At 68.9% G+C, this 15,742-nt stretch carries 13 protein-coding genes; 7 read left to right on the top strand and 6 right to left on the bottom strand.

What is annotated here, in order from left to right; translation table 11 throughout:
- Positions 1-42 precede the first annotated feature (42 nt).
- The gene (locus tag NGH83_RS11010) at positions 43-2,406 is read left to right on the top strand and encodes a glycoside hydrolase family 65 protein (RefSeq protein ID WP_251856297.1); all 2,364 of its coding nucleotides are present in this window, start codon (positions 43-45) and stop codon (positions 2,404-2,406) included.
- A gap of 64 nt (positions 2,407-2,470) precedes the next feature.
- Here NGH83_RS11010 and NGH83_RS11015 read toward each other — a convergent pair whose 3' ends face one another.
- From NGH83_RS11015 to NGH83_RS11025, 3 genes are all read right to left on the bottom strand, one after another.
- Positions 2,471-3,163: a hypothetical protein gene (locus NGH83_RS11015; RefSeq protein ID WP_251856298.1), complete on the bottom strand. Its 693-nt coding sequence runs from the start codon at positions 3,161-3,163 to the stop codon at positions 2,471-2,473.
- Between the two features lie 119 nt (positions 3,164-3,282).
- Positions 3,283-3,942, bottom strand: coding sequence for a response regulator transcription factor (locus tag NGH83_RS11020; protein WP_251856299.1), 660 nt, complete (start codon positions 3,940-3,942; stop codon positions 3,283-3,285).
- On the bottom strand, positions 3,932-6,064 hold the full coding sequence (locus NGH83_RS11025; RefSeq protein ID WP_251856300.1) for a sensor histidine kinase: 2,133 nt from the start codon (positions 6,062-6,064) through the stop codon (positions 3,932-3,934). Before NGH83_RS11025 ends, NGH83_RS11020 begins: the two co-directional genes overlap by 11 nt.
- A gap of 580 nt (positions 6,065-6,644) precedes the next feature.
- Between NGH83_RS11025 and NGH83_RS11030 the strand changes: the two genes are divergently transcribed.
- The 5 genes from NGH83_RS11030 (at position 6,645) to NGH83_RS11050 (ending at position 11,009) form a co-directional block, all read left to right on the top strand.
- Positions 6,645-7,988: an APC family permease gene (locus NGH83_RS11030; RefSeq protein WP_251856301.1), complete on the top strand. Its 1,344-nt coding sequence runs from the start codon at positions 6,645-6,647 to the stop codon at positions 7,986-7,988.
- 29 nt (positions 7,989-8,017) lie between these two features.
- Positions 8,018-8,491, top strand: coding sequence for a hypothetical protein (locus NGH83_RS11035; protein ID WP_251856302.1), 474 nt, complete (start codon positions 8,018-8,020; stop codon positions 8,489-8,491).
- Positions 8,492-8,585: 94 nt separating this feature from the next.
- The gene (locus tag NGH83_RS11040; RefSeq protein ID WP_256470137.1) at positions 8,586-9,422 is read left to right on the top strand and encodes an HAD hydrolase family protein; all 837 of its coding nucleotides are present in this window, start codon (positions 8,586-8,588) and stop codon (positions 9,420-9,422) included.
- Positions 9,423-9,469: 47 nt separating this feature from the next.
- On the top strand, positions 9,470-10,294 hold the full coding sequence (nadE, locus tag NGH83_RS11045) for an ammonia-dependent NAD(+) synthetase (protein ID WP_251856304.1): 825 nt from the start codon (positions 9,470-9,472) through the stop codon (positions 10,292-10,294).
- A 97-nt stretch (positions 10,295-10,391) separates the two neighbouring features.
- On the top strand, positions 10,392-11,009 hold the full coding sequence (locus NGH83_RS11050; RefSeq protein WP_251856305.1) for a dihydrofolate reductase family protein: 618 nt from the start codon (positions 10,392-10,394) through the stop codon (positions 11,007-11,009).
- A gap of 24 nt (positions 11,010-11,033) precedes the next feature.
- Here the strand turns inward: NGH83_RS11050 and NGH83_RS11055 are convergent, their stop codons facing one another.
- Genes NGH83_RS11055 through NGH83_RS11065 form a run of 3 tightly spaced genes read right to left on the bottom strand, consistent with a single transcriptional unit; the run spans position 11,034 to position 14,532 of the window.
- Positions 11,034-11,939 (bottom strand): PfkB family carbohydrate kinase, encoded by a 906-nt coding sequence (locus NGH83_RS11055; protein WP_251856306.1) that lies wholly within the window; start codon positions 11,937-11,939, stop codon positions 11,034-11,036.
- Positions 11,936-13,171 carry a glycoside hydrolase family 32 protein gene (locus NGH83_RS11060; RefSeq protein ID WP_251856307.1) on the bottom strand — a complete coding sequence of 412 codons (1,236 nt, stop codon included), beginning with the start codon at positions 13,169-13,171 and terminating at the stop codon, positions 11,936-11,938. The genes NGH83_RS11055 and NGH83_RS11060 overlap by 4 nt, the downstream gene beginning before the upstream one ends.
- Positions 13,168-14,532, bottom strand: coding sequence for a glycoside hydrolase family 172 protein (locus NGH83_RS11065; RefSeq protein ID WP_251856308.1), 1,365 nt, complete (start codon positions 14,530-14,532; stop codon positions 13,168-13,170). The genes NGH83_RS11060 and NGH83_RS11065 overlap by 4 nt, the downstream gene beginning before the upstream one ends.
- A gap of 101 nt (positions 14,533-14,633) precedes the next feature.
- Here NGH83_RS11065 and NGH83_RS11070 point away from each other — a divergent pair, with 101 nt between their 5' ends.
- The gene (locus tag NGH83_RS11070; RefSeq protein WP_251856309.1) at positions 14,634-15,740 is read left to right on the top strand and encodes a LacI family DNA-binding transcriptional regulator; all 1,107 of its coding nucleotides are present in this window, start codon (positions 14,634-14,636) and stop codon (positions 15,738-15,740) included.
- The last annotated feature ends 2 nt before the right edge of the window (positions 15,741-15,742 follow it).

Genomic DNA, 15,742 nt, shown 5'->3' on the forward strand with positions numbered 1-15,742 from the left:
GTTCGCAGGTTCCGCCGCGGACGGTCTGATAGCTCTGTCAGCATGCGCCGCCACGACGCCACCGATCTGCCCGACGACTCCTTCCTTCCCGACGACTCCTGGAGCCTGACCCGCTCGGGCTTCGACGAGGAGTCCCGTGACGGGGACGGCTCGCTCTTCGCCGTCTCGAACGGACACCTCGGGTGGCGTGCCACCCTCGACGAGGGCGACCCGTCCGGCACTGCCGGCGTCTACCTCAACGGTTTCTTCGAGCAGTACGAGATGCCGTACGCCGAAGAGGGCTTCGGCTACCCGGAGCACGGGCAGACCGTGCTCGACGCTCCCGACGGCCGGATCATCCGCCTCCTCGCCGATGACGAACCGCTCGACCTGCGCACCGGCACCGTGCACGAGCACGAGCGCCGGCTCGACTTCCGGCGCGGCACCCTCGAACGACGCACCGAATGGACCTCGCCCGCCGGTGCACGCATCCGGGTCGAGTCCACCCGCCTCGTCTCGCTGGCACTGCGGTCGGTGGCGGCGATCCGCTATCGGGTGAGCGCCGTCGACGCCACGGTGCGCATCACGCTGCAGTCGGAGATCGTCGCGAACGGACATCCCTCGCCGCACAGTCCGAACCCCGCGATCTCGGCCGCGCTCGACACGGCGCTCGCGCCACGACTCCACACCCACGATGACGCGCACGCGACGCTCGTCCACCGCACCCGCTCGAGCGCCCTGACGGTGGCGGTGACGATGCGGCACGAGGTCGAGGGACCGTCCGGCACCGGTTCTTCGATGGAGATGGCTCCCGATCTCGCCCGCGAGACGGTGACCACGGTGCTGCGTCCCGGCGACCCGCTCACCGTCGTGAAGTTCGTCGGACACGACTTCGGCGCCGATCCGTCGCCGGAGCGCGCCCGCGATGCGGCGGAGGCGGCCGCAGCGGATGCGGCGCACGTCGGGTGGGACGGGCTGCTCGAGAAGCAACGCGAACTGCTCGACGCGTTCTGGGACGGCGCCGACGTCGAGATCGGAGACCCGGTCTTACAGCAGTCGGTGCGCTTCGCGCTCTTCCAGCTGTTCCAAGCCACCGCCCGCGCCGAAGACCGTCCCGTTCCCGGCAAGGGGCTGACGGGACGCGGCTACGACGGGCACGCCTTCTGGGACGACGACGCGTTCATCGTGCCGGTGCTCGGCTACATCGCCCCGCACTGCGCGAAGTCGAGCCTGCTGTGGCGCCATTCGACGCTCGACCACGCCCGCGCGAGGGCGAAGCAGCTGAGTCTCGCGGGCGCATCGTTCCCGTGGCGCACGATCGACGGCCGTGAGGCGTCCGGATACTGGCCTGCAGCCACGGCGGCGTTCCATGTGAACGCCGACATCGCCGTCGCCATCGCCCACTACGTGCGCACGACCGGTGACCGCGAGTTCGAGCGGAAGATCGCGGTTGAGCTGCTCGTCGAGACCGCGCGGCTGTGGATGGCGCTCGGCCACTACACCGACGATGGCCGGTTTCATCTCGCCGGCCTCACCGGCCCGGATGAGTACTCGGCCGTCGCCGACGACAACGTCTACACGAACGTCATGGCGCAACTGAATCTCGAGGAGGCGGCGCGCGTCGCGCACGAGCATCCGGGTGCCGCGGGCACGCTCGGCGTCGACGAGACCGAGATCGAGTCGTGGCTCCGTGCGGCGGAGGCGATGACGATCCTCTACGACGAGCGGCTCGGGGTGCACCCGCAGGCGTTCGGCTTCACCGAACAGGCGCCCTGGGATTTCGAGGCGATGACGCCCGACAGCTACCCGTTGCAGGCGAACTTCCACTACGTCGAGCTGTATCGCAAGCAGGTCGTCAAGCAGGCCGACCTCGTGCTCGCGCTCTACTTCCGCTCCGAGCTGTTCACTCCTGAGCAGAAGGCCCGCGACTTCGCCTATTACGAGGCGATCACGGTGCGCGACTCGTCGCTCTCGAGCGCGGCGCAGGCGGTTCTCGCCGCCGAGGTCGGCCATCTCGATCTCGCCCTCGACTATGTGCGGGAAGCCGCCCACATCGACCTCGACGACCTGCAGGGCGACACCGGTCAGGGGCTGCACCTCGCCTCGCTCGCCGGGGTGTGGACCTCCCTTGTCGGTGGCTTCGGCGGGATGCGCCACACCCGCGACGGCCTGTCCTTCGCACCGCGCCTCCCGCCGGGGACCGACCATCTGCGCTTCCGACTGCGCGTGCGCGATGCGACCCTGCTCGTCGAGGTCGGCGCCGACGCGGCCTCCTACTCACTGCTCGACGGCGAGCGTTGCGAGTTCACCCACTTCGGAGAGGCCGTCGTCGTGACCGCCGGCAATCCGGTTCAGCTCGACATCCCGGCTCTTCCGCCGGTGGGCGACCCCCCTCGCCAACCGCGGCTCCGCGAGCCGCGGGTCTGACCGTCGAGACGCGCGGGAAGGCCCGATGCGCCAACCGGCACCGGGCCTCCTGCACCGCGCGCGGTCAGTCGACCGGTCGACCCGCGACGAGCTTCGCTCCGGCGATGAAGACGGGCGCGTAGAGGAGCGTGCCGAGCACCGCTCCGAAAGGACCGAGGTTCAACGCCAGAACGACGAACGGCAGCGCCGCCAGCGGGGCGATCCACCAGGAGAGCACGCGGGCGCGAGCCAAGCCGAGAGTGAGAGCGGGGACCGCCAGCAGTGTGCCAACCTGCGCGGTGATCAGCCAGACGAGCGCCGACGACTCCTTCGCCGCGGTGTCCACGGCGACGGCCTGGTCGATGGGCAGCGCGTTCCCGGCGCCGATCAGGAACCAGTCGGAGAGCAGCAGGCCCGACATCTGGATCGCTCCGAAGGCGAGCACGACGGCCGCGATCCTCACCCACACCCGTCCGCGCCGTCCGGTCACGAGGGCGATCGTCGCGAGGGCGCCGAGCGCGAACGCGACCCAGCCGTAGTGGAAGAGGTTGGCGGAGAGGAGGCTGACCGCCGGGTCCGCGGCGAGCGATTCGATGTAACCGGCCTGGCCTGGAGCGGTCTGCGGCGGCGAGGTCAGAGCGCCGCCCATCAGCAGCAGCGGTGCCGCGATCAGGGCGACACCGCCCAGTCGCGCGAGCAGGGTGGGGGCGGACGTTCGCGCGGCGGGAATCGCCGGAGCAGGAGTCTTCACGGCGAAGTCGAAGATGTTGCGGTCCATGGTCGTGGTGCCTTTCGGAAAGAGGAGTGGAAGTGATCTGTTGCTTCGACTCTTCCGACGGCGCGACCCGGGCCGGCAGGGACCGGCATCCCGCGCAGGTCCCGTGAACGTCCCGCGGGTCAGGGGTGGCCGAGGCCGGCGTCGCGGGCGCGGATGATCGCCTCGGCGCGGTCGGCGACCTGCAGTTTCGCGAAGATGTTCGACACGTTGTTGCGCACCGTCTTCGGCGACAGGTAGAGCGTCTGCGCGATCTGGGGGTTCGACCGCCCGGCGGCCAGCAGGTCGAGGATCTCGCGCTCGCGTGCGGTGAGCTGCGGGAAGATCTCCGCGACCTTCTGCGAGGTCGGCGGCGCCGCGAAGTACTCTGCCACCCGGCGGGCGATGGCGGCACCGAAGACCGCCTCGCCGCTCGCGACCGAACGGATGGCGCGCAGGATCTCGTCCTGGCCGGCGCCCTTCAGGAGGTATCCGCGAGCCCCTGCCCGCATCGCGCTGAACACGGTCTCGTCGTCCTCGGACATGGTGAGCACCACGACGCCGATGTGCGGGTTCACCGACACGATCTCGCGGGTCGCGGCGATGCCGTCGAGACGCGGCATCTGCACATCCATGACGACGACGTCGGGCTGTTGGGCGGCGACCACGTCGAGCGCTTCGTTGCCGTCGCCCGCGGTGGCGACCACGTCGACGCCGTCGGTCGACGAGAGCAGAGCCGACAGGCCCTCGCGATAGACGGGGTGGTCGTCGACGAGCACCAGGCGGATCACATCATCGGACACGGGCGATCTCCTCATCGACGTCGGGAGCCGGTGCCGTCGGTTCGGCGGGCAGCGGCAGGCGCGCGCGGACGGTGGTGCCGCCACCCTCGGGGACGGTGATCTCGAGCGATCCGCCGAGCTCGGTCGCCCGCTCGCGCATCGATCGCAGTCCGACGCCGCGCACGGCGTCGTCGTCGATGCCGGTTCCGTCGTCGGTGACGGTGGCGACGAGCGCCGCCGCACCGGCGTCGAGCACCACGGACGCCGAACGGGCACGCGAGTGCCGCGACACGTTGTTGAGCGCCTCGGACACGATCCGGTAGGCGGCGACCTCGACGGCCGCGGGCAGAGAGCGGCCGATCTCGCCCGATACCTCGATCGCGAGCGACGGCCCGCGCAACCGCTCGGCCTGCTGCTCGACCGCGCGACGCAGCCCCAGGTCGTCGAGCGCCGGCGGCCGCAGGTCCTGAACCAGGCGGCGGATTTCGAGGATCACCTCGGCGGAGTCCGCGATCGCCTTGTCGAGGAACTCGACCGATCGCCCCGGGTCCTTGCCGACGAAGTTGCGGGCGGTCTCGAGGCGCAGCTTGACGCCGCCGAGCAGCGGGCCGAGCCCATCGTGCAGTTCGCGTCGGATGCGGGAACGCTCCTCCTCGCGGGCGGAAACGAGGTTCTCGCGGATCGCCTGCAACTCGGCCGACAGCTCGGCGTTGAGCATCGCGGCGGCGGCGAGACGCACCAGATCGCCGAGCAGCTTCTGGTCTCGGGCGCTGAGTCGAGGGCGGCGGCCCGGCTTCATCACGATGCGGCCGATGCGACGCCCGCGGTACTCGAGCGGCAGGTCGACCGTGTCGCGGTGGCGGGTGCCGTGCTCGGCGCGGATGAGGTCGCCGTCGGGGCGTTCCAGTTCGACGGCGACGTAGGTCGAGGCGAACGCGTCGGCGATGGCGTCCGCGACCGCACCCAATTGGGTTGGAGTGTCGAGGCTGTCCTCGAGCTCCCCGGCGAGCGCCGAGACGACGCCGTACGGGTCGCTGCGGCGGCCGTTCACCACGCGGTTGACCACGCCGAACAGACGGTCACGCAGCGGCGCGTAGACGAGGGTGACCAGCACGACGGCGACGAGCATCAGCACGCCGTCGTCGATGACGGCGCCGAGCGTGAGCACGAGTGCCCCGTCGACGGCCACGATCGATCCGACGAGCAGACCGTAGAGCAGCGTCCAGCTGAGCAGCCGGTCGATCTCGTAGAGGCGGTATCGGGCGACGGCGACGACAACCGATGCGGAGACGAGCGCGATCGCGAGGGTGAGGATGCCGTCGCTGATGCCGAGCGGGAACAGCTGCTGCGACGCCATCAGCACGATGAACAGGGCGCCCGCCCAGACGAACCAGCGCAGCTGCGACTTCTCGACCGGGCTCGCCCCGAAGCTTCGGCCGATGGCGACGGCGAGCGCCAGCAGGAGCGACAGGACCGTCGCCGGCACCGCCACGGTGAAGAGGCCGAGCCACATCTCGGTCGGTAGCGGCAGGGTGATCAGCGGGTGGTCGTAGATCGCGGTGGACTGGGTCGCCGCGTCCGGGTCGATGCCGCCCGACGGGGCACGAGCCATCATGGCGGCGCGCGGCGCGAGGATGAACGCGATCGGCATGATGACGGCGAGCACCAGCGCGGTGATGCCGATCCCCCGCCACACCGGCGGTCGCGGCAGCCGGCCGGTCGGGAACAGCACGAGCAGCAGTTGGATCGGCAGGATCAGCACCGAACCGAAGCGCGCGTAGTACCAGAACGCGACGCCGGTGAACGGGGCGTCGCGGTCGTAGAGCCACGAGTAGTTCACGGCCGCGGCGGCGAGGCCATCGACGCACCAGAGCACGCCGAAGACGACGAGGATCGTGGCGATCGGATGCCAGGGAAGGCGCCACAGCAGCAGCGCGCCGGGCAGCACCATCGCGAGGCCGGGCAACGCACCCGACCACCCGGTCGACATGGGAACCGCGGACGGCGCGTAGTCGGCGAGGATGGCGATGTCGAGGGCGATCGCGCCGATGCTCGAGAGGCCGGCGATGACGAGCGCGGCGACCGTCGCGATGCGCGCCGAGGCGGTCGCACGCGGGAAGCGCCGTGTCGATTCGGCCGTCATGCGCATCATGGTGCCAGTGCGGGTGTCCCGCTGTCACGGGACACCGGTCCCGGATCGCACCCCGGTCGCTGAGCCGCCGCAAAAGCGGCCCAGCGATGCGACCCGCCGACGAATCGCGCCCGAGCTTCGACCCGAGTGCGAATCCCGTCACTTCGCGACGGGCCTAGCGGCCCTCCTCACTGACCAGAAGTCAGCCCCTTCGCCCCCGACGCGATACGGGCGGCGGCCCCACACCCTGGTCGCTGAGGAGGGCCGCCAGGCCCGTCGCGATGCGACACGCTTCAGCGCGCGAGCCTCCGTATCGCTTCGCTCAACGAGCGGCGTCATTTCGCGACGGGCCTGGCGGCCCTCCGGGGTGACCAGGAACCGCCGGTCGCTGAGCCGCCGCGAAGCGGCCCAGCGATGCGACCAGCCGACAAATCGCGCTCGGCCGTCGGCGCAAGTACGAGTCCCGTCATTTCGCGACGGGCCTAGCGGCCCTCCTCAATGACCAGAGAGGCCCCTGCGAGATGGTTCCGTGTTGGCTGATAGAAAGCCGGGGCCGCGGGGTTTTCCAGGCGTCTCGCGCTGAAGTGGTGCAATGGCCGACATCGCAGGCACCTCGAACGCCGCCACCGACGCCGACTCGCGCCCGGGCGGCCTCAAACGCGTCATCACCGCTCCGCTGCTGTTCGCCTTCATCGTCGGCGACACCCTGGGCGCCGGCATCTACACCCTCGTCGGCTCGATGGCGAACGACGTGGGCGGAGTGATCTGGCTGCCGCTGCTGATCGCCCTCGTCGTCGCGCTGCTCACCGCCGGCACCTACGCCGAACTGATCACGAAATACCCGCACGCGGGCGGCGCCGCCCGGTACGTCGATCGCGCGTTCGGCATCCCCTACCTGTCGTTCGTCGTCGGATTCCTGATGATGGCCTCCGGCATCACGACCGCCGCCTCGCTCGCGAACGCGTTCGCCGGCGACTATCTGGCGGCGCTGATCGACGTGCCGCCCGTCCCGACCGCGATCGCGTTCATCGCGATCCTGACCCTCATCAACCTGCGCGGCGTGCGCGAGTCGCTCACCGCGAACCTCGTCGCCTCGGTGATCGAGGTCAGCGGACTCGTCATCGTCATCTTCTGCGCCGCCCTCTTCTTCGGCGGCGGAGACGGCGACCCCGCCCGCCTGCTCGAGTTCAACCCGGACGTGGCGCCGTTGCAGGGGGCGTTCGCGGCGTCGGTCATCGCGTTCTTCTCGTTCCTCGGCTTCGAGGCCGCCGCGAACATGGCCGAAGAGGTGAAGAACCCGTCGAAGGCGTACCCGCGGGCTCTCTTCGGCGCTCTGGCGACGGCGGCGGTCGTGTACCTCCTCATCGCCCTCGGCGCCGTCATCACCCTGCCGATCGATGAGCTCGCCCAGTCGTCCGGCCCCCTTCTCGATGTCGTCGAGGCCAGCGGGGCGGCGGTGCCGTCGTGGCTGTTCGGTCTCATCGCCCTCGTCGCCATTGCGAACGGGGCGCTCCTGTTCATGGTGATGGCGAGCCGGGTGGGATACGGGCTCGCCGAATCGGGGCTGCTGCCGTCGGTGTTCGGGCGGGTGCTGCCGAACCGTCGGACCCCGTGGGTGTCGATCGTGTTCGTGGGGGCGCTGACGATCGGGCTCAGCTTCCTCGGCGACGTCAGCACGCTCGCGGAGACCACCGTCCTTCTCCTGCTGCTGGTCTTCCTGTCGGCCAACGTGAGCGTGCTCGTGCTGAAGAAGGACAAGGTCGAGCACGACCACTTCTCGGTTCCGAAGGTGGTGCCCGTGCTCGCCATCATCGCGAGCATCGTGCTGCTCACCCAGCAGACCGGCATCGTCTGGCTCGGGGCCCTCGGCTATCTCGTCGTCGGATCGCTGCTCTTCCTCGCGGCCCGTTTCGGCAAGAAGCGCGAGCGGGTCTGATCCGATCCGCCCAGCACTACTCTGACGCCATGATCGGCCGTTCCTCCGCCCGCCCCGTCCTCGTTCGCGCGGCGGTCGCCGTGGTCGGCACGATGATCGGGCTGCTGCTCCTCGCGTCGGTGCGCGGACTTCCCTCCCTCTGCCCCGCGATCTTCCCGGCGCCGCCGAGCTGCGCTCCCGACGTGCGCGCCCTTCCCGCCGAGATCGGAACGGTCGGCCTGCTGGTGCTGCTGGCTGCCTTCATTGCATCCGCCGGTCTGGCGCTGGTCGGCAGCCGGCCGCTCCGCGGGATCGGCGTCGCGTCCACCCGGATCATCGGCGTCCTTCTCGGCCTCGTCGTGATCGCCTCGATCGTCTGGACCCTCAGTGCATCCGGGTTCGCGGTCGACGTGTCGCTCGCGCCCGCAGTGATCGGGGTCGCGCTCGGCGTCGCACTCGCGGTCGTCTTGAGCAGACCCTTTCAACGCACGGGCGCGATCGCCCGCGCGGGCCTGGAAGACTGAGCAGTCCGTCCCGGTTCCCGCTGAGGAGAGCCGCCCCGACGGACACATCAGAAGTGGAAGGACCTCCGCGATCAACGCCCCGAAAGCCGTCTTCATCGATTTCGACGGCACCTTCGCCGACCACGGCAGCGTGCCGCTCGGTCACGTCGAGGCCGTCCGCCTCGCCCGCGAGAACGGACACCGCGTCTTCCTCTGCACGGGCCGCGCGCGCTCGATGATCAGCCCGAGCGTTCTCGAGATCGGATTCGACGGGCTGGTCGCGTCGGCGGGCGGCTATGTCGAGATCGACGGCGAGGTACTGCACGATCGCCGCTTCCCCGCCGAGCTCGCGGCTCGCACCCTCTCGGTGCTCGACGAGCACGACATCGCCTACGTGCTCGAGGCCTCCGAGGCGATCTACGGACGCGATGGCGTCGACGAGCGACTGCTGTCGATCCTGCCGCCGCGTCGGCAGTCGCAGACGGTCGGCGGCCCCGTCAGCACCGGGATCTTCGACCTGCTCGTCACGCCCGGCGATCTCAGCAACAGGTCGTTCGGCAAGGTCACCTTCTTCGACTCCCCCATTCCATTGCGCCACCTCGCCGAGAAGATCGGCGACGAGATCGACGTGCTCCCGAGCTCGATCATCGGCGTCACCGGCGCGTCCGGTGAGCTGTTCATGAAGGGCATCGACAAGGCCGTCGGAATCGCCACCGTCATCGACCGGCTGGGCGTCGCGCAGGAGGACGTCGTCGCCATCGGCGACAGCTACAACGATCTCGAGATGCTCGCATTCGCGGGTACGGCCGTCGGTATCGAGGGCTCGCCGCCCGAGGTCCTCGACCTCGCCGACCTCGTCGTCCCGCGCCCGGCCGAGGAGGGCGTCGCCGTCGCGTTCCGTGAACTCGGGCTCACCGACGACGAGGTGCCCGCGGAGGCCGCCGCCTCTTAATCGCGTCGGCGTTCGCTGTTGTCTCGCTTTCGCGGAACAATCGATCCATGCGCCCAATTCAGGCCGAGATCGTGGCCGCCCTGAACGTGAAGTCCGACATCGTCCCCGCCGAGGAGGTGGCCGAGCGGGTCGCGTTCCTCGAGGACTATCTGCTGCGCTCCGGCGCGAAAGGCCTCATCCTCGCCATCTCGGGCGGTCAGGACTCGTCGCTCGCCGGCCGGCTCTGCCAGCTCGCCATCGAGTCGCTGCGGAACAAGGGCCACGAGCGCAGCTTCGTCACCGTGCGCATGCCGTACGGCGTGCAGGCCGACGAGGACGACGCCCAGCTGGCGCTGCGTTTCATCGCGGCGGAGCCGGGCGTCACCGTCAACATCAAGCACGGTGTCGATGGCGTCGTCCAGGATGTCGCCGAGGCGACCGGCGAGACGCTAAGCGACTTCGTGAAGGGCAACGTGAAGGCGCGGATGCGGATGGTCGCGCAGTACGCCATCGCCGGCGAGCGCGGCCTGCTCGTCGTCGGCACCGACCACGCCGCCGAGGCGGTCACGGGCTTCTTCACGAAGTACGGCGACGGTGGTGTCGACCTCACCCCGCTCACCGGACTGACGAAGCGGCAGGGTCGTGCTCTGCTCGAGCACCTCGGTGCCCCCGCTCGTCTGTACGAGAAGGCGCCGACCGCCGACCTGCTCGACCACACGCCCGGGCAGACCGACGAGGCGAACCTCGGCATGACGTACCGCGACATCGACACCTACCTGGAAGGCGGCGAGGTCGACGACGCGGTCGCCGAGGCCATTGAAGCGCGGTACCGCGCGACCGAGCACAAGCGGCAGGTGCCGGCGTCGCGGTTCGACGCCTGGTGGCGCGACTGACGCACCGAGATCTACTCCTTCCCCGACGCTTGACCGCGCCGCGAGAAGCGAGCACGATGCGAGGACCGAACGTCACCGTCGACGGAGGTCCTTCATCATGAGCGATCTGAGTCTCGCCAGCCGTGTCGTCGTCGAGATGTCGATGTCTCTCGACGGCTTCGTGGCCCGCACTGACCACAGCACGGACGAGGTGCACGCCTGGTACGACGGCGGCGACGTCGAAGTGCCGATGCCGAACAACGCGCTCACCTTCCACGTCGACGCCGCGAGCGCCCCGATCGTTCGAGCAGCGTTCGATATCGGCGCCAACGTGACGGGACGCAAGACCTTCGACGACGCGGAGGCGTGGGGCGGCGACGACCCGATGGGCATCCCCAGCTTCATCGTCACGCACGAGGTGCCCGCTGAGTGGGCCGACCGCTCGGGCCCCTTCACCTTCGTGACGGGCGGGGTGCAGAGCGCGATCGAGCAGGCGAAGGCCGCCGCGGGCGGCAAGCACGTCGGCGTCGCCGGCGGCGACATCGCCATGCAGTGCCTGCGACTCGGGCTCCTCGACGACCTCTGGATCCACCTCGTCCCCGTTCTGCTGGGCTCGGGCATCCGTCTATTCGACGAGCTCGACGGAGCGCCGGTGAAGCTCGAGCAGGAACGCGTCGTCGCCGGCGTCGGAGTGACGCACCTGTTCTACCGGGTACTCGACCGCCTTCCGCGCTGAGCGCGGACTCGCGCGGTCGGCACCTCAGCTACCGGATCGCAGCTCGTGCGCCCATGGAAGGTCGGCCCCTGCTCTGCCGACGGTGATCGCGGCAGCGTGCGCAGCGGCCTCGGCCATGGCCTCGAGGTCCGCCAGGGTCGCGTCGAGTGAGGGGGTGCTCGTCAGGGACGTGATCAGCGACGCCATGAAGGTGTCGCCAGCGCCGATCGTGTCGACCACTCGACTCCGCACGGCGGCGACCACGGCCGATCCGTAACGCCCGGCGATGATCGCGCCGTCCCCACCCATCGTCATCGCGGCGGCCCGCGGGCCGAGAGCGAGGACGTGCGCCAGGACCTCGCTCGAGTCTCGTCCCGGATACAGCCAATGGGCATCTTCATCGCTCAGCTTGACGACCGTGCACAGTGCCGCCACCGCTTCGAACCGCCTCCGCTCGTCGACCGGGTCGCCGAGCAGAGCGGGCCGGATGTTCGGATCGAAGGTGACTTCGCGCGCGTTCACCCGGCTCAGATATTCGAGCACCTCCTCGCCTCCTGGGGCGAGGAAAGCGGCGATCGAACCGGTGTGCACGACATCGGCCGACGACGGCAGATCCTTCGTGCTCACGTTCCACAGCACGTCGAAGCGGTACTCGGCGCTTCCGCCAGAATCGATAGAGGCCACTGCGGTCGAAGTCCGTGGAGCCTCGAATGACCCCGGGAGCACGGCGACATTCGACTCTCGAAGGTGCGACGCGATCTTCTCACCACGCGTATCGCGGCCCAGATACGTGAGCAGGCTTACGGGTACACCCGCCCTGCCGACCCCCAGGGCGACGTTGGCAGGGCTGCCGCCCACCAGCTCGCGCCGCCCAGACGGGCCGTCCACGATGTCGATCAGCGCCTCGCCGATGACGAGGACCTCGGCGCGAGCCGGCTCCGTGCGGATCACCGGGCCAGAGGGCGAACGACCGCGCCGGACGCGTCGACGGAGTACCGGTCGGCCTTTGATTGGAGTGCGACCCCGAGTACACCTTCGGGGGTCGACACCTCCACTGCCTGCGCGTCGAGGATCAGCCGCACCTCCCCGCCCGTGAACGGCAGCCCCCAACTGCCGGCGGCGGTGCGGACGTCGACCCGCCCCTCCTCCGCAATCAATTGGAGGGCCTCGTCGGAACCGGCTCGCACGATGAGCCGGTCGCCTTCCCGAGCCGCCCACGTCACGTCGCCGGCCAGTCCGGGCAGACCACCGTCGACGACTGCCTCGGTCCGGTACTTCTCGACATCGGGGTGCGGCGTCGCCACGAGAGCATCCCCTCGCAGGCTGAGGAGATGTGGAACGCTGTGCGCGCTGGCCCACCCTGCCTCGAGGTCCGACACGCCTCGCATCCAGAAGGTCAGACAGGGCCGCCCGTCCGCGTCCCGGAAGAACGACGGAGCGTAGTAGCTCGGCCCGAAGGTGAGCTGGCCCCACGACTCGGCGGTGAAGCGACCGTCGGCGTAGCGACCGACTGCGTATCCGGCGTAATAGAGCACGTCATCGTCCCACACGGAAGAGACCATGACGTGGCGCCCATCCACTTCGATGATCTGCGGGCACTCCCACAGCGCACCCATCCAGACCGGGTCGCGGTCGTTCGTCGAGCGCTCCAGCGCGACCCCGTCGTAGGTCCAATCATGCAGATCGGGCGAGGTGTAGGTGAGGGCCATCGCGGTGCCGTCGGGCGCACCGGCGCCGACGAACATGCGCCATCTTTCCCCTTCCTTCACCACGAAAGGATCCCTGTAGGCGACCAGGTCGACGCCCGCGGGGGCGTCGGCGACGAAGTCGCCCTTACGCCACTCGACCCAGTCTTCTTCCGCGGGTTCAGCGATCCGGATGCGACCTGCGCCGAGATCCGGTTCGGAGGTCGAGGTGTAGAGGATGCGGGCGCCCTCTTCGGCGGTAACCAGGGAACCGGTCCAGATGCCGCCGTCGCCGTCCCCGGGGTAGATCGCCACAGGAAGTTCGGTCAACGAAAGGAGGTCGGGTCCCTTCGCGTGGCCCCAGTGACAGTTCGGCGCCCACACCGTGCTGCCGGGGACGTACTGGAAGAAGGAGTGGTATTCGCCGTCCTTCACGGTCGTGCCGTGCGGGTCGTTGATCCAGCCGCTGCGAGCGGTGAAGTGGAACTCCGGTCTCATCGCTCGCTCATCTCGCCGTTGAAGCGGGCTCGTACGTCACGCGCGATGCGAGCGTTTCCGCTCTCCCATTCGTCGATCTGTGCCCGACGCTCGGCGCGCATGGCGTCGCGGAGGGCGACGAACTTCTCCATCCTTTCCGCAGCTGCGGCGCGAGCCGCCTTCTGCTCGTCGTTCAGCTCGGGCAGCGGTGCCTCGATGACCCGATCCATCGGACGCAGCGGCAGGCGCTGCTCGACATCGGGGATGCTCAACTCCGGCGACGGCAGCGTCTGGTACCAGTAGGCCGTCGAGGACCAGTCGTCCGACAGGTGATTTCCGTGTCCGTGCTCGAAGGTCACCTTGATGCGCTTCTCGAATCGGATCGGGTCGACCATGTGGAAGCGGTAGCTGTGGTGGAATCCCGGCACGTTCTCCTCGTGGACCATCGTGCCGTTGAACTGATAGGCGTTGTGCTGCATGCCCCAGGCGTGACCGAAGTAGTCCTCCATGCCGGTTCCATGCAGGCTGGGCGGCCAGGTGTCGTCGTCGATGAAGATCATGTCGTCGCCCTCGCCCCACCAGGAGCCCTGGAAGTGGCGAACCGCGAGGTTGCATCCCACGTAATGGCCGCGGCCCTCGGTCTCGAGCGCGACGTAGTTGTCCTTGCCGTCGAGGTTCGCCACGGTCGTCTCGATGCTGTTCGACTGCAGATCCGGTCCCCAGCCCTGATTCGGCAGCGCGCGACGCCAGTGCGCGTGGAAGTAGACGGTGTCCTCGGGAAGCGGTTCTTTGACCAGCTCGTAGTCGATATAGAAGTACTGGAGGTAGGGGATGTCGTTCTGGTTCTCGACCACGATGCGCGCCCGCTTGCCGAAGGGCATTCGGAAGTAGCTGTTGAACGCGGCCGACCCTCCGAAGGTGTGCAGCTCCGGTTCCTTCGCCGACACGGATAGCGGCAAGGAGTCGTACGACCCGGACAGCGAATTCATAAGGCCGAAGAAGTCTCCGAGCGGCGCGATCACGCTCGGAGTCTCCTGGTCGTCCCAGTACATCTTCAACACGATCTTCCGGTAGTAGTCAGGGTCGACCACTTCCCAGCTGACGCCGAGCGCGTTGTGGATCTCGAGCATGGGAACGCCGACGACGTTCGGGTCGATCTGCCCCGGCCCGGGCTGGATGCGGCACGACTGGGTCATCCAGATGTGGGTGATGAAGCCGGGGCCCTCGATGTCGGCGAGCGTGCGCTCCTCGCCCGGCATGACGATCCAGTTGTCGCGGTTGCGTCCGGTCTGATCGAAGCTCGATGCCCGAGCAGTTCGCGCGGAGCGGGCGATCGTGAGGTCGCCGAGCAAGCCGCCGGGCGTAAGGGAGTCGGTCACCATTGTCCTTCCTTCGGTCCATCGCGACACCGCGAGGACCTTGACGAGCGCATCGAAACGTTTGCGTGCCTGGGAGACTAATCCCCAAGTCGCAACCGACGCAAATGAGCACCGACTTGCCCGAAATTGCGGGGCAGAAGCGCTTCTGGCTAGGCTTTGCGCAAATCGCTCGCCACAGGTGGGCGGGAGGGAGACGGACGATGGCGACCATGGTGGATGTCGCGCGTCACGCGCAGGTGTCGATATCGACGGTGTCGCACGTGCTGAACGGAACTCGCAAGGTCGAACCACACACGCGCAAGCGAGTCATCGACGCGATCGAAGCCACGGGTTACCGTCAAGACGCCCTCGCTCGGGCCATGCGCAGATCACAGACCGACAGCATCGGTCTCGTCGTGTCGGACGCCGGCGAACCCGCCTTTGCCGAGATGGTGCACGGAGTCGAACATGCGGCCGCCGAGAACGGTCTCACCCTCCTCCTCGCCAACTCCGCAGAAGACGCCGACCGCGAAGGCCGCGCCGTCCGCGCACTGCTCAATCGACGCGTCGATGGCGTGATCCTCGCGCGCGCGGCGGCGTCCTCCGATGCCCTCGTCGACGAGCTCGCAAAGGAGAAGACGCCGACGATCCTGCTCGACCGCGTATTCCCCGAACTCGCCCTCGATCAGGTTGGCGCCGACAATCGAGATTCAATGCGCCGGATGGTGCTTCACCTTGCACAGGCAGGCCATCGCCGCTTCTGCCTCGTTGCTGGGGATATGCGAGTTCCGACTCTCCGCGAGCGCCGCGACGGGTTCTTCGACGCGCTGCACGAGATGTCGATTCCGACCGACTCCGGCGGCGTCGAGATCCTCCTCGGAGACGACGCCGCCCTCGGCCGGCGGCTTGACGCAGCACTCAGCCACGACGCACGCCCGACCGCCATCATCGCCAGCAGCACCCCGCTCGCCGCTCTCGCACTGCAGCACCTCAAGGACAACGGGCTCCGCGTGCCGACCGACATCGCTTTCGCGACCTTCGACGGCTTCAACCACCCCGACCTCTTCGAGCCTCGTCTGACGACCATCCGGCAGCCCGCGTTCGATATGGGCGCGAGCGCGGTGCGTCTTCTGGTCGACCGGCTTGCGAACGATCCGGGCAGCCCGCGCACGGTACGGCTGCAGCAGCGCCTGGAGCTGCGCTCGTCGACTGAGGGCTTCGAATTCGCATGAAC

Origin of the sequence: Herbiconiux sp. L3-i23 (assembly GCF_023734115.1) — a bacterium.
Lineage (GTDB): Bacteria > Actinomycetota > Actinomycetes > Actinomycetales > Microbacteriaceae > Naasia.

What these genes read in the sequence shown, in the direction of transcription:
- NGH83_RS11035 (WP_251856302.1), top strand. Translation starts at nt 8,018, where the DNA reads ATGATCGGCCGTTCCTCCGCCCGCCCCGTCCTCGTTCGCGCGGCGGTC.
- NGH83_RS11050 (WP_251856305.1), top strand. Translation starts at nt 10,392, where the DNA reads ATGAGCGATCTGAGTCTCGCCAGCCGTGTCGTCGTCGAGATGTCGATG.
- NGH83_RS11015 (WP_251856298.1), bottom strand. Translation starts at nt 3,163, where the DNA reads ATGGACCGCAACATCTTCGACTTCGCCGTGAAGACTCCTGCTCCGGCG.
- NGH83_RS11030 (WP_251856301.1), top strand. Translation starts at nt 6,645, where the DNA reads ATGGCCGACATCGCAGGCACCTCGAACGCCGCCACCGACGCCGACTCG.
- NGH83_RS11065 (WP_251856308.1), bottom strand. Translation starts at nt 14,532, where the DNA reads ATGGTGACCGACTCCCTTACGCCCGGCGGCTTGCTCGGCGACCTCACG.
- NGH83_RS11060 (WP_251856307.1), bottom strand. Translation starts at nt 13,171, where the DNA reads ATGAGACCGGAGTTCCACTTCACCGCTCGCAGCGGCTGGATCAACGAC.
- NGH83_RS11010 (WP_251856297.1), top strand. Translation starts at nt 43, where the DNA reads ATGCGCCGCCACGACGCCACCGATCTGCCCGACGACTCCTTCCTTCCC.
- nadE (WP_251856304.1), top strand. Translation starts at nt 9,470, where the DNA reads ATGCGCCCAATTCAGGCCGAGATCGTGGCCGCCCTGAACGTGAAGTCC.
- NGH83_RS11025 (WP_251856300.1), bottom strand. Translation starts at nt 6,064, where the DNA reads ATGACGGCCGAATCGACACGGCGCTTCCCGCGTGCGACCGCCTCGGCG.
- NGH83_RS11070 (WP_251856309.1), top strand. Translation starts at nt 14,634, where the DNA reads ATGAGCACCGACTTGCCCGAAATTGCGGGGCAGAAGCGCTTCTGGCTA.